A 22,820-nucleotide genomic window follows, 5' to 3' on the forward strand; every position below is an offset into this window, starting at 1 on the left:
CACATTCATTGGATGAAGGGGAAGACGTATGAACACGCTGTTGAGCCGTTGCGGGCTGGGGTTGGGAATAGTGGCGCTGGCCGCCTGTACCGGCCATGGGCCTGGGCCGCAACGTACCGTGAGCCTGAGCAAGCAGAGCCAGTGCCCGTTGCCGCTGGTGGTTGGGCAGCACGTTGACCTGAAGTTGCCGAGCCTGCCCACCAGCGGGTTTCGCTGGAAGGTGGTCGACGCAGCCCCTGGGGTGCTGCAGAGCCTTGGCCCAGAGGTGTACACCGACCCCGAAGACGCGGGGCTGGTGGGCGGCAATGGCCAGTCGCTGTGGCGTTTCAAAGCCATTGCCGCCGGGCAGGCGCACCTGAAGCTGGTGTCGCAGCAGCCTTGGGCGCCTGAAGTCAAACCGGTGGACACCTTCGACTGCGCAGTGGTGGTCAAGTAACGCTTAGAGTTTGAAGCGCCCCACCAGGGTGTTGAACGACAGCGCCAGGTCGGCAAGCCGCTGGCTCGAAGTGTTGGTCTGGTCGGCGCCGGCAGCGGTTCGTTCGGCCAGCCCCTGGATATTCACAAGGTTGCGGTCCACCTCGCGGGCCACCTGCGCCTGCTCCTCGGCAGCGGTAGCGATCACCAGGTTGCGCTCATTGATCTGGCCCACGCCGGCACTGATGCGCTCCAACGCCTGGCCCGCTTCGCTGGCAAGCGTCTGGGTCCGAGTGGCGACATTCTGGCTCTTGACCATTGCCAGCACCGCCTCATCGGCGCTGGCCTGCACCTGGGCGATCATCGCTTCGATCTCGCCGGTCGAAGCCTGGGTACGGTGGGCCAGGGCCCTCACCTCGTCGGCTACTACGGCAAACCCCCTCCCTTGCTCTCCAGCACGGGCCGCTTCGATGGCAGCGTTGAGCGCCAGCAGGTTGGTCTGCTCGGCAATGCCGCGGATCACGTCCAGCACCGTGGTGATACCGCGCACCTGCTCAGCGAGGGTTTCGATCTGTTGGGTCGATTCACGGATGGTCTGGGTCATCTGATCCATTGCCTGGCTGGCGGCCTGAACTTGCTGCTGGCCTTGCAGCGCGTGCTCGGCGGTCTGGTGGGAAACCTGCGACGTGCCCGCAGCCTGCTGGGCCACCTCATCGATGGCTGCACTCATCTGCGTTACCGCAGTGGCCGCCAGCTGGATCTCGTCGTTCTGCCGGGCCAGCTCCTGGCTGCCATTCTCGGTCACTTCGCTCAGCTCACCAGCCGACCCCGCCAGGTGCCGCGCGGCCTCGGCCAATTGCCCGGCCATCTCGCGCAGGTTGTGCTGCATGCGTGAAAGCGCTTGCAGCAACTGCCCGGTTTCGTCATCACCCTCGGCTTGGATGGGGTGGGTCAGGTCCCCTTCTGCCACGCGGCTGGCGCTTTGTACCGACCGGCCCAGTGGGCCGGTGATCATGCGTGTGATCAGCAGGCCCAGCCCGGCAGCGCACAAGGCGGCGAGCAGCGCACCGAAGCTCAGTTGCCAAGTGGCGCGCTGGTAGGTCTGGGCGCCCACATCTTCCAATGCATCGACTTGGCGAGCATTGGAGTCGAGTATCACCTTCAGGTCCGCCAGCACTGCGCGGTAGGCCGGGTGCGCAACGTTATTGAGCTGTTGGCTGGCGCCACTGAAGTTCTCGCGCGCCAACAGCTCGAACACGCGTTCAGCGGCGCTTACATATTCAGGCCACTGCTGCTTGAACGCCTCGCTGGCCTGGCGCTCGTCATCCAGCAGGGGGGTGGCCTGGTAGGCCTGGAAATTGGCCAAGGCTTCGGCCTGGTTCTGCCTGAACCGGCCATGCACCTCTTCGATGGCCTGGCGCTCCGCGCCTTGGGCCGACAGCGCGACGGCATGGAAAAGGTCGCGGTTGGTGGCGATCACATTGGCCTTGACCAAGTTGACCTTGCTGATGGACTCAAGGTTGTTGCTCACGATCGTTTCCAGCCCGGCGTGCACATGGGCGATGCCCGCGTTGCCGAGCAAGGCCACGGCGCCGGTAATGCCTGCACACATCGCGAACGCCAGCAACAGCTTGGGCCTGAGCTTGAGATTACGGAATTGGAGCATGCTGAACATCCTTATGAGTGGACGGAGTGCCTAGGCTCACCCAAGCACGCGGTGCCATCACCTAATGGCGCATTTTTAGGAATTTTCCCAACCTCCCCTGCCGCTGGCCGTTGCACGCTTGTGGCTGAAGCCGTCGGCCTTTAAAATCCGCCGTTTTTCCCAGCCTGCGTGCCTGCCTGTGTCCGATTCCGACCGCCTCTTCGCCCAGCCCCTGGCCCAGGTGCCCGACTTCGTGTTCAACGAAGACGTCGTGCGGGTATTCCCCGACATGATCAAGCGCTCGGTACCCGGCTACCCTGCCATTGTCGAGAACCTCGGCGTGCTGGCGGGGCAGTTCGCCCAGCCGCACACGGCGCTCTATGACCTGGGCGCTTCGCTCGGGGCGGTCACCCAGGCGCTGCGCCGACATGTCAGCACCGAAGGTTGCCGAGTCATCGCGGTCGATAACTCCGCCGCCATGGCCAGCCGCTGCACCGAGTACCTCAAGGCGCAAGATTCGATGTTTCAGGAGTTACTGCCCGTGCAGGTGATCGAAGCGGACATCCTGCAGCTGAAGTGGCAGCCGGCCTCGGTGGTAGCGCTGAACTTCACGCTGCAATTCATCGCACCCGATCAACGCCTTGGGCTGCTCAGGGCGATCCGCGAGGCGCTGGTACCCGGCGGGGCACTGCTGCTGTCGGAGAAGCTGCGCTTTGCAGATGATGCAGACCAGGCCCTGCTCACGCAGCTGCACCTGGCGTTCAAGCGCGCCAATGGCTACAGCGAGCTGGAAATCGCGCAGAAGCGCAGTGCCATTGAACACGTGATGAAGCCCGACAGCGTCGAAGAGCACCGCGAGCGCTTGCTGGCCGCCGGGTTCAGCCGGGTAGTGCCATGGTTTCAGTGCATCAACTTCGCCTCTTTCATCGTCCTGCCATGATCGACCTCAGCCCCCTGGTCAGCCGCCTCGCCGGCTCCCCCCTGCACACGTGGGCCCAAGGCCTGCAAGCCGACCTCGACGCGCGCCTGGCCAAGGGCCATGGTGATCTTGAGCGTTGGCAGAATGCGCTGCGCTCGCTGCCAGACATCAACGTGGGGGCAGCCGAGCTGTGCGACAGCCTTACCCTGGCAGGCGACTGCGACGAGAGCACCCGAGCGCAGTTGCGTGACGCCCTGATGGGGCTTTCACCCTGGCGCAAGGGGCCTTTCGATTTGTTCGGCGTGCATGTCGATACCGAATGGCGCTCGGACTGGAAATGGCAGCGCGTAGCGCCCCACCTGAACCTGGCCGGCAAGCGCGTGCTCGACGTGGGTTGCGGCAACGGCTACTACCAGTGGCGCATGCTCGGCGCAGGGGCAGAGTCGGTGATCGGCATCGACCCCAACTGGTTATTCTTCTGCCAGTTCCAGGCGGTGGCCCGATACCTGCCTGGCCGCCCTGCGTGGCACCTGCCGTTGGCGCTCGAAGACCTGCCGCCAAACCTGCAAGGCTTCGACACGGTGTTCTCGATGGGCGTGCTCTACCATCGCCGCTCGCCCATCGACCACTTGCTGGCCTTGAAAGACTGCCTGGTCAAAGGCGGTGAGCTGGTGCTGGAGACGCTGGTGGTGCCGGGCGAAGCCAACACGGTGCTGGTGCCTGAAGACCGCTACGCGCAGATGCGCAACGTGTGGTTCCTGCCCTCGGTGGCGGCGCTGGAGCTATGGGTACGCCGCGCCGGGTTCAGCGAGGTGCGCTGCGTGGACGTGAGCCACACTAGCGTTGCCGAGCAACGCAGCACCGACTGGATGCGCTACCAGTCGCTGGAAAGCTTCCTTGACCCAGATGACCACGGCAAGACGATCGAGGGCCTGCCGGCGCCGATGCGCGCGGTGATCACTGCCCGCAAATAGGGCTGGCTTGCTGGGCGACGTGCAACGGGCGGCAACGCCGGTCACACCCCCACCACCAATCCATCGATCATCACCTGCGCATGCCCCTGCGAGCAGCGCTCGACGCGGCCACGTACGCCGTAGACCTGCGCCAGACTCTGGGCGGTAATCACCTCTGCTGGCGCACCATTGGCCACCAACGCGCCGTTTTTGAGCATCAGCACCCGGTCGGTGTGGCGCAGGCTGATATTGATATCGTGCAGCACAATGAGGGTAATCATGCCGCGCTCTCGAGTTTCCTCGGCGATCAGCGCCATGACGTGGAATTGATAGTTCAAATCGAGCGCCGACAGCGGCTCATCCAGCAACAGCACGCGGGGTTGGCGGATCAACGCCTGGGCCAGCCCCACCAGCTGCTTTTGCCCGCCAGAGAGTTCATCGAGAAAGCGCATGCCCAAGTGCTCGATGCCCAACCGCTGCAGCAGGCGCCAGGCGTTGCCCTCCTCATCGGCTTGGCGCCCACCAGAGGCACGGCGAGCCACCAGCAGCGACTCGAACACCCGCAGGTGCACACTGGCCGGCAGGCTTTGCGGCAGGTACACCACCTGCTCGGCACGCTCGGCGAAACTGGCCTTGAGCAGGTCGCGGCCGCCCAGCAGCACCTGGCCGCCAGCCCTGGCAAGGCCTGCGAGCGCCTTGAGCAAGGTTGATTTGCCGCTGCCGTTGGGCCCCAGCAACGCGGTAACCTGCCCCGCCTCGATAGCAGCCACGCTCAGGCACTCGATCACTGCCCGCTTGCCATAGCGCACGCTCAAGCCTTCGACTGCCAAGGCCATCATTGCACCCCCTTGCGCCGCAGCACGATGAACAGGAAGAACGGCACGCCGACCAGAGAAGTGACGATACCCACCGGCACCAGCACACCGTGGAGGATGTTTTTCGACACCACCGAGGCCAGCGACAAGATCAATGCACCGGCCAGGGCGCTGCCTGGCAGGTAGAAGCGGTGGTCTTCACCGAACAGCATGCGGGCGATGTGGGGCCCGACCAGGCCGATGAAACCAATGGTGCCCACGAACGATACCGCCAGCGCCGAGAGCACACTCACCCGTAACAGGGTGCCCATGCGCAGCTGCTTCACGTCGATGCCGAAGCTTGCGGCGCGGTCTTCACCCAGGCGCAGCGCCGTGAGCTGCCAGGCACGCCGCAGCGCCAGCGGCAGGCACACCAGCAGCGCCGCGGCCAATAGCCCGACTTTGAACCAGTCAGCCCGCGCCAGGCTGCCCAACGTCCAGAACACCAGCGCTTGCAAGGCGTCTTCGCTGGCCACGAACTGCACCAGCGACACCAGCGCACCGAAGGTGAAACCCAGGGCAATGCCGAACAGCACCACCACATTGGTATCGGCCTTGCGCAGCCGTGCCAGCACATCCAGCGCCAGGGTGCACAGCAGCGCGAACACGAAGGCATCGGCCGCTACCAGCCATTGGTCTGGCACACCGGGAATGCCCCAGCCCAGAACGATCGCCAGCGCCGCACCGAAGGCGGCGGCATGTGAGACCCCAAGGGTAAAGGGGCTGGCCAGTGGGTTGTTGAGGATGGTCTGCATTTCTGCGCCTGCCAAACCCAATGCTGCACCCACCAGCACCGCCATCAGTGCCTGCGGCAAGCGGATGCCCCACACGATCACCTGTTGCCCCGGGCTGACGCTGGCCTTGTGCACTAGCGCCTGCCACAGCTCGCCCAGGCTCATGCCCGACGGCCCCAGGGTGAAATCCAGCAGTAGCGAGGCACAGATCGCCACAGCAAAGGCCGCCAGCAGCAACAGCCTGCGGCGCACCACGCGGCGGTAATCCTCCTGCACCGGCGCTTGCACCGCGCCGGGCTCGAACGGCAAGGTCACGGCTTCAGGTCCACCCAATAAGTGCCTTGAGGCTGCACGGGCAAGAACTGCCCCAGCTCCTGGAGGCTCTTGGCCGGGTCTACGTCTTTCATTTGCTCGGGGTAGAACCACTTGGCCATGGCTTCGACCGCCAGCACGTTGTACGGCGAGTTGTAGTAGTTGTGCCAAAGCCCATGCACCCGGCCTTCCCGCACCGCCGTGAGGCTGCTGATACCGGGCCGCTCGACCAGGGTTTGCAGGCTGGCGCGTGAAGCGTTCTCGCTCACACCTTGCCCGGCCTTCAGGCCGGCATCGGTGCTGGCTTCGTCACGCGTGCCGCTGGCGAGATAGAACCGCGGGTCGGCTGTGATCAGCTTCTCCAGGTTGATGTCCCCGATCGGGCCTGGGATCAGCGGCGCGGCGATGTTGTTACCGCCGGCAGCCTCGATGAATTCACCCATGTTGCCTTTGCCGGCGCTGTGGCAGCAGGCGACGCCGCCTTTGCCGTAACCGGCCAGCAATTCGATGAACACCGACGGGCGCTTGGCCGGGGGCACCTGGCTGACCACGCTTTCGACCTTCGCCAGGTGGCGTTGGTACCAGTCGATGTAGGCTTGGGCTTCTTTCTCGCGCTGCAGCGCCTGGCCGAGCAGCTTCATGCTTGGCACGGTGTTCTGCATCGGATGCTCGCGAAAGTCGATGAACAGCACCGGCACACCGGCCTGCTGCAGTTGCTCGACCACAGGGTTCTTGATGCCAGGGCCATGGCCGGCGATGCCGAAGATCGCGATGTCGGGGTGCAGGTCCAGCACCCGCTCAGGGTTGACGCTGGCTTCGGAGGTCTGGCCGATGGTGGGGATGTTGTCGATCTGCGGGAACTTGGCCTTGTACGCGGCATAGCCAGGCGCATCCACTTCCTTGAGCTCGCCCTGCCAACCGACCACCCGTTGGAACGGGTTGGCCCTGTCGAGCGCCGCTACGGCATAGATCATCCGCCCCTCGCCCAGCAACACATGGTCGACTTTGTCTGGAATCTGCACTTGGCGGCCAGCGATATCGGTAACGGTAGTGGCGGCCATCGCGCCATGGGACAACAGTGCAAGGGCCAAGGCGCCGAACAGGCGGCGTGAAGCGCAACGGGGCATGCAGACCTCAGGAACGGAGTGGGTAAATAGCAGCTATTTTTACATAGGAAGCGTTCTCGTTAACATGAAATCTCTTACATTCGGTAATGCATTGTGTTGAAAGGGCCTTCAGCTACGCCACCGCTGCACCCAGGTGAACGCAGCCATGCCGGCCAACATCGCAGCTACAAACACCAGCACTTGCCAACGGCCACCGGCCAGCAGCACCAGCGCCGGCCCTGGGCAGACACCCGCAATACCCCAGCCAACGCCGAACGTCAGGCTGCCGACCACCAGCGGCGCATCCAATGGCCGCTGGGCAGGCAGCTGCATCGGCTGCGCCAACAGCGAGCGTGACCGGCGCCGTGCCCAGGCCATCGGGCCCAGGGCGGTGCCTATGGCGCCGGCCATCACCAACGCCAGTGAAGGGTCCCACGGCCCTGCGATGTCCAGAAACCTCAGCACCTTGAGCGGGTCAGCCATACCGGCCAGCAACAGGCCCAGGCCGAACAATAGGCCAGCCGACAAAGCCGTAACGTAGCGCATGCTCAACCTCCCCACACGTGGCGCATCAGCCACACGGTGATCACCGCGCTGGCCATGAAGCAGGCTGTGGCGACCAGCGAGCGCCGCGACAGCCGCGCCAGGCCGCATACCCCATGGCCGCTGGTGCAGCCAGAGCCGTAACGGGTGCCGAAACCCACCAACACACCGGCCAGGACCAACCCGGCAGCACCGGCCGAAAAAACCGGCTCAACAGGCGCAGCCACCCATGCCCACGCCAGCGGTGCGGCCAGCAACCCCACGAGGAACAGTGTTTTTTCCAGCCTGCCATCGGAGCCTGGCTGCAACAGGCTGCCCAACAGCCCGCTGATGCCCGCGACCCGGCCGTTGGCCAGAGCGAAGAGGCTGGCCGCCAGGCCAATCAGCACACCGCCGGCGAGCGCCGGCCAGGGTGTGAAATGCAACCAATCGATCGTCACCTGTGTTGGCCCCCATGCCCTGAATGAATGATCACCGCAGCCCCTTGATGAACAACCCCACTGCCACCAATACGCACACCAGCGCAAAGCCCCGCTGCAGGTAGGGCCCGGCGAGCCGTGCTGCCAACTGCCGGCCAAGGAGCATTCCGGCAAGGGCGCCTGCGCAAAAGGGCACGGCAATGGCCCACTGCACGTGCCCGGCCAGCGAGCTGGTGGCCACGCCGGCCAGTGACACCAGGGCGATCACCGCCAGCGAAGTGGCCAGCACCGACTGCGCGTTCAAATTGCTGTAGCGCTGCAGCGCCGGCACCATGACAAAGCCCCCACCCACCCCAAGCAAACCGGACAACCCGCCGGCCAACAGCCCCGCCAGCGCAAGGGCCCACGCGCAGGGCCCGGTCCAGTTCAGCTTGCCGCGCCTGGCGTCAAGCACGCAAGGCGGCGGCTTCAGGCAGGCTGCGGGCTGCGCCGGCAGCGTGCGCCGCCATACCCGATAGGCCACATACAACAGCACCAGCGCAAACAGCAGCGTCAACGGCCGGTCGGGCAAACGGTGCGCCAGCCACAGCCCAAGCGGCGAGCAGGCGACCCCGGCCGCTGCCATCAACAGTGCAGCCTTGTAGCGCACGATACCGGTTCGCAGCCCCATCCCCGCGCCGGCAGCCGCTGCCATGCCTACCGCCAGCAGGCCGACCGGCCCGGCCTCGGCAACGCCGATCCCGAGCCCGAAGAGCAACAGCGGCACAGCGAGGATGCCACCGCCCGCGCCGGTCAGCGCCAGGACCACCCCAACGATCAGGCCCAGCAGTGCAGTCAAGGGCATGGACGCCTCCCGGCAGATCGAGGCCGGCTCATGCACCCGCCAGCTCGGGGCGGGCCAGCCACTCGCGGCCTCTGAGCATGCCCCGCCAGTACAACGGTGGCAGGACGCGCTCCTTGAGCAGCCACGCCAGCCGGGACGGCCGTGTGCCGTCGATCAGCCAGGCGGGGAAACTGGGCTTGAGCTGGCCGCCGTAAGTGAATTCGGCCAGCACGATCTTGCCCCGCTCCACCGTGAGCGGGCACGAACCATAGCCGTCGTACAGCGCCTGGCCTTGAAGCTTGCCCAGTGCGGCCAGCACATTGTGCGCAACCACTGGCGCCTGCTTGCGCGCCGCGGCGGCAGTCTTGGCATTAGTGGTGTTGGCCACGTCACCCAATGCATGGATGTTCGGCCAGTGGGGGTGGCATAGCGTGGCAGGGTCGACCTGCACCCAGCCTGCCGCATCGGCCAGGGGGCTGGCGCGAACGAAATCGGGCGCCACTTGCGGCGGCACCGCGTGCAACAGATCGAATTCACGGGTGATGAGCGCGCTGCTGCCATCGGCCTGTGTGCAGTGAAAGGTCGCCGTGCGTGCCGGGCCGTCGACGCCGACCAGGGCATGGCCGAAATCCAGCTGTATGCCATAGGCACGCACGTAGTCCATCAGCGCCGGTACGTAGGCGCTCACCCCGAACAGCACCGCTGCAGCGCTCTGGAACTCGATCTGGATGTCGCCCAGCACGCTGGCCCGCCGCCAATGGTCGGCGGCAAGGTACATTGCCTTCTGCGGCGCCCCGGCGCATTTGATCGGCATCGGCGGCTGGGTGAAGATCGCCCGCCCGCTGCGCAGCTTCTGCACCAATTCCCAGGTGTACGGCGCCAGGTCGTAGCGGTAGTTGGACGTCACCCCGTTGCGCCCCAGCGCTTCGGGCAAGCCCTCGACGGCCTGCCAGTCAAGCTTCAGGCCCGGGCAAACCACCAATTGCTGGTACGTCACCACACGGTTGCCTTCGAGGATCACGGCATTGCGCTCGGGCTCGAAGGCTGCAACCGCTGCGCCGATCCAATGCACGCCTGCCGGCAATGCTTCGCGCATTGGCCGTGCAGTGCTGGCAGCGTTGAACACCCCGGCACCCACCAGTGTCCAGCCCGGCTGGTAATAGTGCGTGTGGGCCGGGTCGATGAGGGCGATGTTCAGCCCCGGTTCGCGTGCCAGCAGGCTGGCAGCGGTGGCGATGCCTGCTGCGCCAGCACCGACGATCACGACGGTGTGGGCCGATTCGGCGACGCGGATCGGCGCAGTGCCGTGGGGGTGGCCTGCGGCAATAGGTTGATCGTTCATGGGGAAACTCCTGCAGCAATAGGGGCCGCGATCACGCGACGTTGAGCGGAATCTTCAGGTAGCGGGTGCCGTTGGCTTCGGGCTCGGGCAACTGCCCTGCGCGCATATTGACCTGCACCGAAGGCAGCAGCAGCGCAGGCATGCCCAGGGTTGCATCGCGCTGTTTACGCATCGCCACGAAGGCCTGCTCGCTCACCCCGCCGCGCAAATGCACGTTGCTTTGCCGCTGCTCGGCGACCGTGCTGGCAAAACGCACCGCTCGGCCACCGGGCTGATAGTCGTGGCAGGTGTACAAGCAAGTGTCGGCGGGCAGGCTCAGCACTTTGTTGATCGAGCGGAACAACGTGCTGGCGTCGCCGCCGGGGAAATCGCAGCGGGCCGTGCCGTAGTCAGGCATGAACAGCGTGTCGCCAACGAAGGCGACGGTCCGCGCGCCGGCCTGGACCACGTAGGTCATGCAGGCCGGGGTGTGGCCGGGGGTGTGCAGCGCCCTGCAACGCAGGGTGCCGATGCTGAAGGGCTCTTGGTCGGTGAACAGGTGGTCGAACTGGCTACCGTCACGGGCCATGCCCTCGCCTGCATTGAACAGGTCACCGAACACTTGCTGAACCGTCGAAATGCACTGGCCAATGCCGGTACGGCCGCCCAGTTGTGCCTTCAGGTAAGGCGCGGCGCTGAGATGGTCGGCGTGCACATGGGTTTCCAGCAGCCACTGCACGTTGGCCTTGAGCTCACGCACCCGCGCGATCAGGCGGTCTGCCGAGGCGGTCGAGGTGCGGCCGGCGCTGGGGTCGTAGTCGAGCACCGAGTCGATCAAGGCGCACTGGCCTGTGGTGGTGTCCAGCACCAGGTAACTGACGTTATGGGTGGCAGGGTCGAAAAAACCTTCGACGTGCAGAGTTGCGTTCATCGCGTGTCTCCAAAGGGCTTTGCTCAAGCTGCAAGCATCTTTGACGTAACGCAATAAACCGGCCAGCCCAAGCGCTGCCAATTTAAAAGAGGCAAACCTCTGATTTAACTGGGCTTTTCATAGGCCCTACCGTGAGAAGTCCGGCGGCATGGCAGTCTTTTCTGCCACTTCCACTGCCATTTGACAGTACTGGCAGCCAGCACCCAGACTGCGCCGAGGCCCCCTCGCCCTGGACACCCTGCCATGCCAGCCCAACCCCCATTGCCGGCCACCGACACCGTTCGTTCGCTGGTGTCATTTCTGGAACACGAACCGCAGCCGATGATCGTGCTCGACCCCGACTACAACATCCTGGCCGCCAACACCGCCTATCGCCGCCAGTTCGGCAGCGACGGCAAGCCGTTTCTGGGGCACAAGTGCTATCGCATTTCTCACCATTACGACGTGCCATGCGATCAGGCTGGCGAGCATTGCCCGATGAAAAAGGCCCGCGAGCTGCGCGCGCCCGACCGGGTGCTGCACATTCACCATACCCCGCGCGGCCCGGAGCACGTGGATGTGGAGCTTCGCCCGGTATTGGGTGAGCACGGCGAAATCACCGCGTATGTCGAGCGCCTGACCCAAGTGCGCAGCGCCTCGCCCCGCCCTACCGGCCAAGGGCTGGTGGGCCGTTCGCCGGCCTTCAACCAGGCCCTGGCCGACCTGCAACGCGTGGCCCCCACGCGGCTGCCGGTGTTGCTGCTGGGCGAGTCGGGCACCGGCAAGGAGCTATTCGCCCGCGCCGTGCACGAGACCAGCGACCGGGCCACCGCGCCCTTTGTGATCGTCGACTGCTCGGGGCTTGCCGAAACACTCTTTGAAAGCGAGCTGTTCGGGCACGAAAAAGGTGCCTTCACCGGCGCCATCAGCCGCAAGCCCGGCTTGGTAGAAACCGCCCAAGGCGGCACCCTGTTTCTCGATGAAATCGGCGATGTGCCGCTGGCCATGCAGGTGAAGCTGCTGCGCCTGATCGAAAATGGCACCTACCGGCGCGTGGGCGGTGTCGAAACCCGCCATGCGAACTTTCGGCTGATCGCTGCCACCCACAAACCGCTGGACGCGATGATGGCCAGCGGTGAATTCCGCCAAGACCTCTACTACCGCATCAGCGCCTTCCCCATTACCCTGCCGCCGCTGCGCCAGCGCAGCGAAGACATCGGCCTGCTGGTGAACTCGCTGCTGCAGCGCGGCGACATCGGCCAGCGCCGGTTGGCGGTCAGCCCCCAGGCACTGGCGCAGCTGCAGCGTTACCCCTGGCCGGGCAACATTCGAGAGCTTCGCAATGTGCTGGAACGCGCCAGCCTGTTCGCCGATGACGGCGTGATCCGCAGTGTGCAATTGCCCCAGGTGGCGGCCCCCGCGGCCGTGCTTGGCCAGCCGCCGGCGCAGCCGCTAGAGGGGTTTGCCGGGTCACGGGCGGAGTTGGCGCGCCAGCTCGGGATCAGTGAGCGGACGCTGTATCGGCGGCTTAAAAAGGGTGGGCTGAAGTAGGTGGTCGGCTTCATGGGTTCGGCCCCTTGCTGGCCACCGCATGTCACCCGGCAGGCCAGCCTGCCGGGCGACATGCAACGCTTTGAGCCTCACCTCACCGGCGGCGGGCTGAACTGCCCCTGCTGCAACGAGCGCACATCATTGCCCATCGAATCACGGGCATCCATGTCGGCTCCCTTGGCCTCCAGCGCGTCGAGAATGTCCTTGCGCTGAAACAGCGCCGCATACATCGCTGCCGTCTGGCCCGCATTGTTGCGTTCATCCGGCGCGCAGTCTGCGTTCAACAAGCGGCGAGCGATGCTCAGCTCACCCTTGAAAATAGCCCCCATCAGGGCCGTGTTGCCGCGTTTGTCTTTGCTGCACGGGTTTGCACCCGCCTGCAGCAGTTGCTCAACCGCCGCCTGTTGCCCGTGATAAGCGGCCAGAATCAATGCCGTGTAGCCATTCTCGTCACGGGTATCGAGGTTGTAATGGGCGTCGATAAAGGCCCTCAGCTTCTCGGTGCTGCCCTGGCGAGCGGCATCGAAGTAGATCGCCTGAAGTTGCTGCTGGGTATCAGTAGCGGGCGGTTGATCGGCGATCGCTGCGGTAGCCAGCAGCGCCGCCAATAGCGCTGAAATGATCGTTCGCATCAGCTGTTCCCTCCTGAAGGCCCACCGGCCGCTACAGCATGGCCGGTGAGCGGGCGCGTCAGTCTTCCAGGCTCGCGGCCAGTTGCTTGACCTTGGCCAAGTCACCTTTGGCCACCTTGGTCACGCCCGTGCCATAGGCGGGGTCTGCCTTGTACAGGTACGAAAGCATGATGTTCTTGCTCTCGGTGTCGGTGCTGGCCAACGATTCGCCGAAGCTGTTGATCAGGTCCTGCTGCTCTTTCGGGGAGTAGGAGCGGTACAGGTCACCGGCCTGCTTGAAGTTCTGCTCACGCTGGATCTTCGCCTGCTGCGTATTGCCGCTCAGGGCCATCTGGCTGTAGCGGGCGCTTTCGTCAGCCGGGCGCGGGTTTAGCCGGCTAGGCTCGTAATTCACGCCCGTGTTGGTGTGGCCGAAGTTCAGCGCGCCATCCTGGTTGCCGTTGTTCACCGCCACCCGCGGGCGGTTGATCGGCAGGCTCATGCCATTGGCGCCCAAGCGGTACATCTGCGTATCGGCGTAGGAGAACACGCGGCCCTGCAACAGCCGGTCTTCTGAGGGCTCGATACCCGGCACTACGTTGGCCGGGGCCATCGCCACCTGCTCGGTTTCCTGGAAGTAGTTGTCGACATTCTTGTTCAACACCATCTGGCCGATCTTCTGCTCGGGCACATCTGGCCAGATCTTGGTAGCGTCCAGCGGGTCGAAGTCGAACTTGGCGAGGTCTTCAGGCTTGAGCACCTGGATGTACAGGTCCCATTTGGGAAAGTCGCCCTGGTTGATGGCGTTCACCAGGTCGTGGGTCATGTGTGCGTAGTCCTTGCCCTGGGTTTGCACCACCTGCGCGGGGTCCAGGTTCTTCAGGCCTTGCAGGCTCTTCCAGTGAAACTTCACGTAATGCACTTCGCCCTTGGCATTGACCAGCTTGTAAGCGTGCACGCCATTGCCGTCCATGAACCGGTAACCTGCCGGGGTACCTTCGTTGGAATAGAGCAAAGTAAGCGTGCGGGTGGCTTCCGGCACATGGGAGAAGAAGTCGAACCGGCGCGAGTCGTTGTCCAGGTTGGTGCGCGGGTCTGGCTTGAACGCGTGAACCATGTCCGGAAACTTGATGGCATCGCGAATGAAGAATGTCGGGAAGTTGTTGCCCACCAGGTCCCAGTTGCCGTCGGCGGTATAGAACTTGGTCGCGAAGCCGCGCGGGTCTCGCAAGGTCTCGGGCGAATGGTTGCCGTGCACCACCGAAGAAAACCGCACGAAAACCGGCGTGTGGGTGCCAGGCACGAACGCCTTGGCCTTACTCAGCTCGCTGATGTTGCTCGAAGCGACGAACTCGCCATGCACACCGGTGCCGCGCGCGTGCACGACCCGCTCAGGGATACGCTCACGGTCGAAACGCTGCAGCTTCTGCAGCAATTGCACGTCCTGCAACAGCGTTGGGCCGTTGGGGCCGGCGGTTTGCGAATTCTGATTGTCGCCAACGGGGGCGCCATTATCGCGGGTCAGGGTATCGGCGACAGCATGCGTCAACGACATGCTCACGGTGAGCGCAGCGAGCGCATACCTCGATAAGGTTCTGATTTTCATAGTGAATCCCTCACGGTTTTTATGTTTTACACAGCACCATGAGGGTAGCGAGGTAGAGCGGGAGTACTAAATTGGAAGAGGCTATGGCGGCGATTGAGAAATATAGGTAGCCCCCTGCCCCGGCTGTATGACCGGGCCGGATGGGGCATCGGTGGCGAAAGCGTTTGGAGGTGTGGCCAGCGCGTGGCCTCGCCAAGGTGGAGCCCTCAATGCTTGATCCAGTACCCGTAGCCATACCCCCACTCGAAACCCAACTTTCGATAGAGCGCCAGCGCTGGTTGGTTTTCCGCCGCCACCTGCAGAAACACGCGCCGCGCACCGTGCGCCCATCCCCAAGCCAACAGCGCCCAGCACAGTTGCTCGGCCAGCCCGCGCCGTTGGAAGGCCTCGCCCGTCACAATATCGAACAGCCCCAGTTGCTCGCCCACCAACACGCCAAGCCCACAGCAGCCAGGCACGCCACGCTCTTCCCACATTGCCCACGCAGCAGGGTGCGCAATGCGTTGAAGGATCGCCAGATGCGCTTGAGCCTGCTCGTCGCCCTGCCCGCTCAATTGCGCAAACGCCGGCATCCACTGCGCTGCGCTGGTCAGAAAATGGGCCGAAGGCGAGCGCTCGCCGCTGGGTGCTTCCAACGCGCGGCACAGCACATGCGATGCGTCGCTGTGTCGGTAGCCGCGTTCGATCAACAGAGGTTCCAGGGTGGGCAAATTCAGCAGCGATGTCAGCCGGATCACCGGCCTGAGCCCCCTCGCCGCGAATTGCTGCTCGATGGCCTCAAGCTGGAGGTGAGTCAAGGGTTGCGAGCGGTCGGTGAGGTTCAGGGAGTTGGCGCGCTTGGTGTAGCCGGAATCCAGGCGCAGGTGCCAGCCGTGCACATCGGCCTCGTAGCGAGCAGGCCAGGCAGCAAAGGCGGCGTTTTCCAGGGTTTGCATGGGCGGGGTGCTCAAGGTGAGGTGCTGCGATTGTAGCGGTGCGCGCCGGGTCAGCTAAGCTATCTCGCTTTGGCAGGCCGCTGCGCTGAAATTTCGCCACCCCGCAGGTGTGTCATCGAGCTCGTGAGCGCAAAGCGGGCGGTCGATCGGGAGATCGAGGCCAAACGCGACGCCTTGGGTATCGCATTGCTCGATGGGGCGTTTGAAGGATGAGCAACACCGCGTGAACCACCCTTATCGACAAAGGGCCTATGCCCTGTCAAAAGCGTCGATCCCGGTGAGCCGAGCAGACAACGCCCATAGGCGTTCGGCGCGCTCGGGGTCGGCGGCATAGGGCCGGACGCCGACAAAAGAGGGGGGCTCACCGGCGTCCACCGAGGCGATATCGCAGTCTTCACAATACACACCGCCCAGGCCGGCCAACTGCGCGGAGGTGGCCGCCCACACTTGCGTTGCCGCGCCTTGCTCGGGTGTCTTGAAGGTCGGGTCGGCCAGGTTGCCGTCAGCGTCCAGCCAGCCGGCAGCGATCATTTCGTCACGCGGCAGATGGCGCTGGAGCGGGGTGAGAATCTTGCCGGGGTGAAGTGAGAAGGCACGCACCCCCTCCGCCTGGCCAACCCGATCAAGGTGCACAGCAAACAATGCATTGGCAGTTTTCGACTGCCCATAGGCCAGCCATTTGTCGTAGCCCTTCGTGAACTGCACGTCGCCCCAGCGGATATCCGACTGGTGATGGCCCGCCGATGAAACCATGACCACCCGCGCCCCGCCTGTGAGCACAGGCCACAAACCATTGACCAAGGCATAGTGGCCCAGATGGTTGGTGGCGAACTGTGCTTCCCAGCCCGCCCCCACACGGCCCTCCGGGCACGCCATGATGCCCGCACTGCCGATCAGGATATCGACGTGCCGGTCGCGGGCCAGCAAACGCTGGGTAAAGCCGTGCACGCTGGCTAGATCAGAGAGGTCGAGCTGCTCGATGTGGACATTCGAAATGCCGCCGATGTTTGCCCGAGCGGCTTGAACGTCCCGCGCGCCAACGATGACATGTGCGCCCGCCGCGGCCAGAGCCCGGGTTGTTTCAAGGCCCAGGCCGGAGTGCCCGCCGGTCACGACGGCGGTGGTGTTCAGGAGATCGCCCTCCTTGAGCAACTCGGCCGCGGTGGTTGCTGCTCCATACCCGGAGTGAAGGGGAAACTGCTTGCAGATCATGGTGTGGCCCTCGACGATGAAAAAGGAATCAGGGGAAATCTCACGCTGGCCATTCTCCGAATTAGACTTCGGTGCGTGAATGCAACAAACTCCCTTTTTCTGTCGAGATCGTCCTATATCTATGGACCCGCTCTCTGAAGCGCTCTCAGTGTTAAATACCCATAGCGCTGTTTTCGCAGGCCTGAAAGCAGGTGGCGACTGGGCTATCGACTTTCCCCCGCCCGATGGCGTGAAGTTCAACGCGATCATCGAAGGGGCGTGTTGGCTAAGGGTGGAAGGCGTTGAGCAGCCTATCCAATTGGCGGCTGGGGATTGTTTCCTGTTGCCGGGCAGGCGTGCGTTTTCCCTTCTGGGCGACTTGTCTTGCCCGGCCGTTCCTTCCGATAGCGTCTATTGCAATGCCGTCAACGGTGTCGCCCGTTGCGGCACAGCCGATGCCTTTTTCCTGATCGGCGGCCGGTTTGATTTTGGTGAAGAGACCAGCCTTTTATTCGCAGGGTTGCCAGCAGTCGCCGTCATCCGAGCGGGGTCGGACCAAGCCGACGTGCTGAATTGGGCGTTGCAACGCATGGCACATGAGCTGACCCATCCGTCGCTGGGCCATTCGATCGTGGCACAACACCTGGGCCATATCATGCTGGTGCAGGTGCTACGGCTGTATTCGTTTCAGGAAGGAAACAGCGCACAGAGCTGGTTGCTCGCGGTGTCCGATCCGCGCCTTGGGGCCGCGATTCACGCTATTCACGCCGACCCGGCGCGGGCCTGGACAGTCCAGGCCCTGGCCAATGTTGCCGGGATGTCTCGCTCGACCTTTGCCTTGCGATTCAAGCAGAAATCCGGTGTTGCCCCTTTGGACTATGCCTTGCGCTGGCGCATGCAGTTGGCGGCGAGAAGGCTGCGAGCGAACCGCCACACCACCGTTTCTGCGGTTGCACAACAGCTGGGCTATGACTCCGACAGTGCATTCAGCCACGCTTTCAAACGCGTGATGAAGTGCTCACCGCGTGACTACAGAGACAGCGCCGCCTCCTCTGCCGGCGTAGCAGGTGATCGAGAGAGGCCGGCAAAACACAGGCCATGAAGCGGTGGGCAAGTAGGCACACCGGCAGCCACGCTGCTAGCCCCAGTAATGACTCCCACAGCCCCTGGGTGGGTTGTGGAAGTCTGAGCGCAAGCATCAACAGGCACTGATCGACCCGCGTTGATCAAGCGAGCCCCTCTGCCACCAACGCTTGCGCAATCGATGGCTCGCCTTTCATCCTGGCCCGGTAGTCACTGAGCGATGACGGTACGGCCACGCCCATCATGGCTGCCCAAGACAACATGACGAACAAGTAGCAGTCAGCGATGGTCAGCCGCTCGCCGACCAGGTACTGCTTATCGCCCAGCTGGGTGGCTAGCGTTTCGAATAGCGTGAAAAGCGTTTGCGCGGCCGAGTCTTTTTCCTGCGCCGTACCATTGCGAAAATACGGCGTGAAGCCCCGATGAATTTCGCTGGTCATGAACGCAGTGGCTTCCAGCGCCCGCCACCGTTCAAGGCCACTGGGTGCCAGCAACATGCCCGATTGCTCTGCGATATAGATCAGGATAGCCAGGCTTTCGGTCAGGACAGTGCCGTCGCCAAGATCAAGCGCGGGGGTGTACCCCTTGGGGTTGATAAGGTTGAAATCAGAGCCCTCTTCGGTGCGTTTGTCTCGGCCGACCTTGATCAGGCGGTGAGGCAACGCGGCTGCGATAAGGGCAATGTGAGAGGCTTGGCTGCATGCGCCAGGAGCATAATAGAGAATCATAATTTCCTTCATATCAGGTCAGGTTGGCCGGCTGATAGGATTATGTTCCAGCGCATTTTTCGGCGAAAACGCATATTTTTGGAACCAAGTCATATGAATATGCCTACCTCCCCCGATACCCGCTCCTGCAGCAAGGTCAGTGAAGTCTTCAGCAGGGTGGGCGATAAATGGAGCATGCAGGTGGTCGTGGTACTGCAAAGCCAGCCGCAACGTTTCAACGATCTCAGGCGCCAGGTGAACGGCGTGTCGCAACAGATGCTGACGCGCACACTGAGATTTCTTGAACGCGACGGTTTGGTCGAGCGTACTGTGCTAGGCACCTCGCCGCCTCAGGTCAGCTACGCACTGACGCCGCTGGGCCGCTCGCTGGCCGAGCCGGTGCGGGCGTTGGCGGCCTGGGCACTGGGCAATCTGGAAACCCTTCAAGACAATCGCCGCCATTATGACGCAGCGCATGAAGAGGGGGCCAAGTAGCGCAAGGAGCGACCTTCAGAGGCAGCACTGTCCATCCTGAACCACACTGTGCGGCCTGGCCCTCACCTAGGTGCCGGCGATATCGTTTCGCCCTATCCCTGCGCCGTTCATGGACGGCCCATGCTCTTGCCAACCTCGCTTCCTGTGATTTTACTGTGGGCACTGCTGGCCAGGGGTTGCGCTGGGCCGGCCAACATCCATCAAAGACTTCCTGACCATGTCCGAACTTCAAGATCGCCCCCCTAGCGAAACACTGCAACCCCAGCAAAAGCGACCCGCCCTCTCCCGCCTCCTCGCAATCGACATGACGGTGACCATCGCCGTTATCGGCGGGCTTCTGACTCTGAACGGCTATGCGTATCTGGAAAGGTTTTACAACACGCTCGATATCCCCGTCGCCCGTCTGAACCTGAGTGGCCAAGTATTGCTTGCCTATGGCGGTGTCGGGATAGGGTCCGCATTGTTGGCGTGGCTTACGGTGTTCTGTGCGTCTGCATTCATCACGATCTCACTGGCGCTTCTCGAAAAGCCCGGCAGAACGATTTCGCCTAACCAACCGAAGGGGTTCCCAGCGCGTATCATCGCGCGGGCGAGAGAAATCATCTTGCCGCTCAAGTGGGTCTCGAGAGTGGTTGTAATCGTGGTGGTTGCTAACATCGTCTGGAAGTTTGCCCTGCAAGATCCGTTGGAGTCTGGCCGCCGCGCTGCCATCAACGTGATCAAGAAATGCACCGAGCAAACGCTGTTTTATCAAAGCGAAACCCGCACAGGCTGCGTCATCACCGAATCCGACGACATGTTCTACTTGATCAAACGCCTCGACGTCAGCGAAACCACCGTCAGCTTCAAAGCGTCCCGCCTTCCCAAAGCAGGCTTTCTGAAAAGCCTGGGCGCGCCGCAAACGCTGAACGTGAAGGCCGACTGAACCGGCCAGCCCAAAGCGGCGTTTGCACTTGGAACTTTTCTCCTTGCCGCACTCCATATCCCAGCGACCCTCCCGCTGTCGTCGTCTTTAGAGGGGAACTGTCGCCATGCCAGCATCGGCCCCGGCCAGTGCTGGCACGCACTCTCTGTTCCCACCTACTGGAAGCCACCCATGGCACAGATATTCAACGTTAAGGACTACGGCGCGGCAGGCGATTGGGCCACCGACGATACCCAGGCCATCCAGGCTGCCATCGACGCAGCGGCGGCTGCGGGGGGCGGTACGGTGTACGTGCCCACGGGCGACTACGTGCTGAGCAAGCAGGGCGGTGGCGTGGTGCTGGATGTAAAGGCCAACGTCACCCTGGCCGGCCAGGACCCCTACCAGACGCGCTTGTGGCTGGACACCGAGCATTCCACCGGCGACATCGACGCTATCGTACGCCTGAGCGGCGACAACACGTCGGCGTTCAACCTCGGGATCGACGCCGGCCTGCCTACGGGTGTGGTCAATGGCTGGGCGGTGGGCGATGGGGTAAAGGCCACGCTGCATAACGTGAGCATCGCCAATACCACTGGCATCGGCTTCGACCTGCGCGCGCAGGGCAGCGAGGTCACGTTGAGCAATGCCGACTCTTTGGGCAGCCAGCGCGGTGGCGTGATCGCCGAAGGGCTGGTGAACAGCCGCATCAGTGACAGCAGTTTCAGCGACAACGGCGGCGATGGCGTGCGGGTAACCGGCCCCGTCGAGCTTGCCGGCATCGTGAGCCTGTCCAACTTCGGCAACGGCTTTGTGCTGCGCGGCGATGCGCAGGGCAACGCGCCGACGCTGGTCGCCAGCAGCGCTTCGGGTAACTTTCAGGACGGCGTGCGGGTCGAAAATGCCACCGGCGTGGTGCTCGACCACCTGCTCGCTGAGGATAACGACCGGGCCGGTGTGAGCCTGCAAAACGCAGAAGGCACCCAGATCACCGCCAGCTCCATCAGCGGCAACGCGCAGTCCACCGCCTCGGCCGAGCTGGTGCTGGCCGACAGCCACGGCACCCGTATCGAGGGCAACCGCTTCGGCGGGCAAACCGACGGCGCCAACGGGGCGACCAAGGGCCAGGCCGTGGAGGAACGCGGCGGCAGCGACGCCAACATCGTCGGTGGCAACCTCATCAGCAGCACTTATGAAACGGGCACGCAGCTGCTAGGCGGCACCAGCGCAGCCTTCGACAACACTCACACACAGGTGAGCTATGGCTCGACCGGCGATGACAGGATCAGCACGGGTGAAGGCGCCTACAACCATGAGGTCTACGGCGGTGCCGGCAACGACACGCTGTACGGTGGCGCGCTCGATGACACCCTGGTCGGCGGCGCAGGGGCCGACCAGCTGATTAGCGGCAAGGGCGACGACACCTTCCGTTTCACCTCCATCGGCGACAGCTATCGCAGTGCCAGCGGCCAATGGGCCGACACCCTCGGCGACTTCGACGTGCGCCACGACAGCCTCGACCTCACGTCACTCGGGCTCACCGGGCTGGGTGATGGCCACCAGGGCACTGTGGCGCTGCGCTACGACGCCAGCCAGAACCTGACGTACCTGGAGAACTTCGACGCCAATGCCCAGGGCCAGCATTTCGCGCTGATGCTCAAGGGCGATTACCGCAGCACCCTGACCGATGCCAACTTTCTGCCGATCGTGCAGGGCACGGCGGGTGACGACACTCTGCACGGCACCACCCAAGGCCGCGACACTCTGCTGGGCGGGGATGGCGACGACGCCCTCTACGGCCGTGGCAGCGACGACCGCCTCGAAGGCGGCAAGGGTGCAGACCGCTTGGTGGGCGATGCCGGCGCAGATACCTTCGTGTACAGCCGGCTAAGCGACAGCCAGGTCGACGCCGCGGGCAAGAGCATCGGCCGGGATCTGATCGTGGATTTCAACGCCGCCGACGGCGACCTGATCGATGTGAGCGCGCTGGGTTTCACCGGCCTTGGCGACGGCCGAGGGGCAACCCTTGCGGTCAGCTACGACAGCCGCCATGACGTAACCCGCCTGAGCGCCTGGGAGCAGGACGAAGCCGGCAACCATTTCCAGGTCGCGCTCAAGGGCAACCACCTGCTGGACCTGAGCCCGAACAGCATTCGTTTCGGCGCGCCGGCCACTGACCATGTGACCACCCCCTACAGCAACGAGCCGGTGTATATCACCGGCACCGACCGCAGCGACACGATCATCGGCTCCAACGCCTGGCAGTACATCGACGCAGGCGCCGGCAACGACGTGGTAGTAGGGGGCGCTAACGGTGACTACATCACCGGCGGGCTCGGCGCCGACCGCCTGACCGGGGGGACTGGCCGCGATACCTTCGTTTACCACAGCGTGGAAGACAGCTACCGCACTGCCGACAAGAGCCATTCGGACCTGATCACCGACTTCGACACCGGCACCGACAGCCTGCAGGTGCGTGACCTGGGCTACACCGGCATCGGCAATGGTTTCAATGGCACCTTGAAGATCGACTACAACGCCGCGCTGGACCGCACCTACGTGCGTGACCTGGAGGGTGATGGCCAGGGCCGGTTCTTCCAGATCGCGCTGTCGGGCGACCAGACGAGCAACTTGTCGGAGGCCAACATAGGCTTCGCCCGAACGGCGGTGGCCGATGATGCAATAGAGGTGTTGGGTGTGGCGACGGCCACTGTGGCTGACCACGCGGTTTGATCCACCGAACAGGGCAGCCTGGCAGCGGGCTGCCCTGTTCATCCAGCAATA

Annotated in this window: 21 protein-coding genes and 2 pseudogenes; 8 read left to right on the forward strand and 15 right to left on the reverse strand. The window is 63.8% G+C overall.

All coding sequences use genetic code 11. The features are described 5' to 3' along the window. The first annotated feature begins 28 nt into the window (after window positions 1-28). The gene (locus F474_RS05920; protein WP_097083477.1) at window positions 29-436 is read left to right on the forward strand and encodes a protease inhibitor I42 family protein; all 408 of its coding nucleotides are present in this window, start codon (window positions 29-31) and stop codon (window positions 434-436) included. Window positions 437-439: 3 nt separating this feature from the next. Here the strand turns inward: F474_RS05920 and F474_RS23205 are convergent. Further along, a pseudogene (locus F474_RS23205) lies at window positions 440-1,444 on the reverse strand (methyl-accepting chemotaxis protein); the annotation flags it as partial. A 96-nt stretch (window positions 1,445-1,540) separates the two neighbouring features. Continuing rightward, window positions 1,541-2,089: pseudogene (locus tag F474_RS23210) on the reverse strand (MCP four helix bundle domain-containing protein); the annotation flags it as partial. Window positions 2,090-2,258: 169 nt separating this feature from the next. On the opposite strand from F474_RS23210, the gene cmoA reads away from it, so the two are divergent. Beyond that, window positions 2,259-2,999: a carboxy-S-adenosyl-L-methionine synthase CmoA gene (cmoA, locus tag F474_RS05930; protein ID WP_097084257.1), complete on the forward strand. Its 741-nt coding sequence runs from the start codon at window positions 2,259-2,261 to the stop codon at window positions 2,997-2,999. Beyond that, window positions 2,996-3,952: a tRNA 5-methoxyuridine(34)/uridine 5-oxyacetic acid(34) synthase CmoB gene (gene cmoB / locus F474_RS05935; protein WP_097083475.1), complete on the forward strand. Its 957-nt coding sequence runs from the start codon at window positions 2,996-2,998 to the stop codon at window positions 3,950-3,952. Before cmoA ends, cmoB begins: the two co-directional genes overlap by 4 nt. 41 nt (window positions 3,953-3,993) lie before the next feature. Here cmoB and F474_RS05940 read toward each other — a convergent pair whose 3' ends face one another. From F474_RS05940 to F474_RS05975, 8 genes are all read right to left on the reverse strand, one after another. Further along, window positions 3,994-4,770 (reverse strand): ABC transporter ATP-binding protein, encoded by a 777-nt coding sequence (locus F474_RS05940; RefSeq protein WP_097083474.1) that lies wholly within the window; start codon window positions 4,768-4,770, stop codon window positions 3,994-3,996. Further along, on the reverse strand, window positions 4,767-5,834 hold the full coding sequence (locus tag F474_RS05945) for an iron ABC transporter permease (RefSeq protein WP_097083473.1): 1,068 nt from the start codon (window positions 5,832-5,834) through the stop codon (window positions 4,767-4,769). Before F474_RS05945 ends, F474_RS05940 begins: the two co-directional genes overlap by 4 nt. After that, complete coding sequence (locus F474_RS05950; protein ID WP_097083472.1) at window positions 5,831-6,958, reverse strand: ABC transporter substrate-binding protein; 1,128 nt, start codon at window positions 6,956-6,958, stop codon at window positions 5,831-5,833. The genes F474_RS05945 and F474_RS05950 overlap by 4 nt, the downstream gene beginning before the upstream one ends. Window positions 6,959-7,066: 108 nt before the next feature. Then, on the reverse strand, window positions 7,067-7,483 hold the full coding sequence (locus F474_RS05955) for a DUF6691 family protein (RefSeq protein ID WP_097083471.1): 417 nt from the start codon (window positions 7,481-7,483) through the stop codon (window positions 7,067-7,069). 2 nt (window positions 7,484-7,485) lie between these two features. After that, window positions 7,486-7,920, reverse strand: a complete 435-nt coding sequence (locus F474_RS05960; RefSeq protein WP_097083470.1) for a YeeE/YedE family protein — start codon at window positions 7,918-7,920, stop codon at window positions 7,486-7,488. Window positions 7,921-7,951: 31 nt separating this feature from the next. Continuing rightward, on the reverse strand, window positions 7,952-8,743 hold the full coding sequence (locus tag F474_RS05965) for a sulfite exporter TauE/SafE family protein (RefSeq protein WP_097083469.1): 792 nt from the start codon (window positions 8,741-8,743) through the stop codon (window positions 7,952-7,954). A gap of 28 nt (window positions 8,744-8,771) precedes the next feature. Beyond that, window positions 8,772-10,064: an FAD/NAD(P)-binding oxidoreductase gene (locus tag F474_RS05970; RefSeq protein WP_097083468.1), complete on the reverse strand. Its 1,293-nt coding sequence runs from the start codon at window positions 10,062-10,064 to the stop codon at window positions 8,772-8,774. A 31-nt stretch (window positions 10,065-10,095) separates the two neighbouring features. Continuing rightward, window positions 10,096-10,974: an MBL fold metallo-hydrolase gene (locus tag F474_RS05975; RefSeq protein WP_097083467.1), complete on the reverse strand. Its 879-nt coding sequence runs from the start codon at window positions 10,972-10,974 to the stop codon at window positions 10,096-10,098. A gap of 243 nt (window positions 10,975-11,217) precedes the next feature. On the opposite strand from F474_RS05975, the gene F474_RS05980 reads away from it, so the two are divergent. Next, the gene (locus F474_RS05980) at window positions 11,218-12,504 is read left to right on the forward strand and encodes a sigma-54-dependent Fis family transcriptional regulator (RefSeq protein WP_097083466.1); all 1,287 of its coding nucleotides are present in this window, start codon (window positions 11,218-11,220) and stop codon (window positions 12,502-12,504) included. Between the two features lie 89 nt (window positions 12,505-12,593). Here F474_RS05980 and F474_RS05985 read toward each other — a convergent pair whose 3' ends face one another. The 4 genes from F474_RS05985 to F474_RS06000 form a co-directional block, all read right to left on the reverse strand. Further along, on the reverse strand, window positions 12,594-13,139 hold the full coding sequence (locus tag F474_RS05985) for an ankyrin repeat domain-containing protein (RefSeq protein ID WP_371916117.1): 546 nt from the start codon (window positions 13,137-13,139) through the stop codon (window positions 12,594-12,596). A gap of 55 nt (window positions 13,140-13,194) precedes the next feature. Continuing rightward, window positions 13,195-14,670: a catalase KatB gene (gene katB, locus F474_RS05990; RefSeq protein ID WP_256577686.1), complete on the reverse strand. Its 1,476-nt coding sequence runs from the start codon at window positions 14,668-14,670 to the stop codon at window positions 13,195-13,197. A gap of 257 nt (window positions 14,671-14,927) precedes the next feature. Next, window positions 14,928-15,656 (reverse strand): N-acetyltransferase, encoded by a 729-nt coding sequence (locus F474_RS05995; RefSeq protein WP_097083463.1) that lies wholly within the window; start codon window positions 15,654-15,656, stop codon window positions 14,928-14,930. Between the two features lie 249 nt (window positions 15,657-15,905). Further along, on the reverse strand, window positions 15,906-16,868 hold the full coding sequence (locus F474_RS06000; RefSeq protein WP_097083462.1) for an SDR family NAD(P)-dependent oxidoreductase: 963 nt from the start codon (window positions 16,866-16,868) through the stop codon (window positions 15,906-15,908). Window positions 16,869-16,947: 79 nt separating this feature from the next. Here F474_RS06000 and F474_RS06005 point away from each other — a divergent pair, with 79 nt between their 5' ends. Then, on the forward strand, window positions 16,948-17,949 hold the full coding sequence (locus tag F474_RS06005; RefSeq protein ID WP_256577652.1) for an AraC family transcriptional regulator: 1,002 nt from the start codon (window positions 16,948-16,950) through the stop codon (window positions 17,947-17,949). A 124-nt stretch (window positions 17,950-18,073) separates the two neighbouring features. Here the strand turns inward: F474_RS06005 and F474_RS06010 are convergent, their stop codons facing one another. Then, window positions 18,074-18,658 (reverse strand): glutathione binding-like protein, encoded by a 585-nt coding sequence (locus F474_RS06010; RefSeq protein ID WP_097084256.1) that lies wholly within the window; start codon window positions 18,656-18,658, stop codon window positions 18,074-18,076. 93 nt (window positions 18,659-18,751) lie between these two features. On the opposite strand from F474_RS06010, the gene F474_RS06015 reads away from it, so the two are divergent. From F474_RS06015 to F474_RS06025, 3 genes are all read left to right on the forward strand, one after another. Next, entirely contained in the window at window positions 18,752-19,132 is a 381-nt protein-coding gene (locus F474_RS06015) for a helix-turn-helix domain-containing protein (RefSeq protein ID WP_097083460.1), read from the forward strand. A gap of 217 nt (window positions 19,133-19,349) precedes the next feature. After that, complete coding sequence (locus F474_RS06020; RefSeq protein ID WP_125483368.1) at window positions 19,350-20,057, forward strand: hypothetical protein; 708 nt, start codon at window positions 19,350-19,352, stop codon at window positions 20,055-20,057. Between the two features lie 171 nt (window positions 20,058-20,228). Further along, window positions 20,229-22,769, forward strand: coding sequence for a M10 family metallopeptidase C-terminal domain-containing protein (locus F474_RS06025; protein ID WP_097083458.1), 2,541 nt, complete (start codon window positions 20,229-20,231; stop codon window positions 22,767-22,769). Window positions 22,770-22,820: the final 51 nt, after the last annotated feature.

Origin of the sequence: Pseudomonas sp. URIL14HWK12:I12 (assembly GCF_003097135.1) — a bacterium.
Taxonomy (GTDB): Bacteria; Pseudomonadota; Gammaproteobacteria; order Pseudomonadales; family Pseudomonadaceae; genus Aquipseudomonas.

Excerpts from the sequence above, each read along its gene's own strand:
- F474_RS05920 (WP_097083477.1), top strand. The coding sequence starts at position 29 with ATGAACACGCTGTTGAGCCGTTGCGGGCTGGGGTTGGGAATAGTGGCG.
- cmoB (WP_097083475.1), top strand. The coding sequence starts at position 2,996 with ATGATCGACCTCAGCCCCCTGGTCAGCCGCCTCGCCGGCTCCCCCCTG.
- F474_RS05940 (WP_097083474.1), bottom strand. The coding sequence starts at position 4,770 with ATGATGGCCTTGGCAGTCGAAGGCTTGAGCGTGCGCTATGGCAAGCGG.
- F474_RS05950 (WP_097083472.1), bottom strand. The coding sequence starts at position 6,958 with ATGCCCCGTTGCGCTTCACGCCGCCTGTTCGGCGCCTTGGCCCTTGCA.
- F474_RS05955 (WP_097083471.1), bottom strand. The coding sequence starts at position 7,483 with ATGCGCTACGTTACGGCTTTGTCGGCTGGCCTATTGTTCGGCCTGGGC.
- F474_RS05965 (WP_097083469.1), bottom strand. The coding sequence starts at position 8,743 with ATGCCCTTGACTGCACTGCTGGGCCTGATCGTTGGGGTGGTCCTGGCG.
- F474_RS05970 (WP_097083468.1), bottom strand. The coding sequence starts at position 10,064 with ATGAACGATCAACCTATTGCCGCAGGCCACCCCCACGGCACTGCGCCG.
- F474_RS05975 (WP_097083467.1), bottom strand. The coding sequence starts at position 10,974 with ATGAACGCAACTCTGCACGTCGAAGGTTTTTTCGACCCTGCCACCCAT.
- F474_RS05980 (WP_097083466.1), top strand. The coding sequence starts at position 11,218 with ATGCCAGCCCAACCCCCATTGCCGGCCACCGACACCGTTCGTTCGCTG.
- katB (WP_256577686.1), bottom strand. The coding sequence starts at position 14,670 with ATGTCGTTGACGCATGCTGTCGCCGATACCCTGACCCGCGATAATGGC.
- F474_RS05995 (WP_097083463.1), bottom strand. The coding sequence starts at position 15,656 with ATGCAAACCCTGGAAAACGCCGCCTTTGCTGCCTGGCCTGCTCGCTAC.
- F474_RS06000 (WP_097083462.1), bottom strand. The coding sequence starts at position 16,868 with ATGATCTGCAAGCAGTTTCCCCTTCACTCCGGGTATGGAGCAGCAACC.
- F474_RS06005 (WP_256577652.1), top strand. The coding sequence starts at position 16,948 with ATGCAACAAACTCCCTTTTTCTGTCGAGATCGTCCTATATCTATGGAC.
- F474_RS06010 (WP_097084256.1), bottom strand. The coding sequence starts at position 18,658 with ATGATTCTCTATTATGCTCCTGGCGCATGCAGCCAAGCCTCTCACATT.
- F474_RS06015 (WP_097083460.1), top strand. The coding sequence starts at position 18,752 with ATGAATATGCCTACCTCCCCCGATACCCGCTCCTGCAGCAAGGTCAGT.
- F474_RS06020 (WP_125483368.1), top strand. The coding sequence starts at position 19,350 with ATGTCCGAACTTCAAGATCGCCCCCCTAGCGAAACACTGCAACCCCAG.
- F474_RS06025 (WP_097083458.1), top strand. The coding sequence starts at position 20,229 with ATGGCACAGATATTCAACGTTAAGGACTACGGCGCGGCAGGCGATTGG.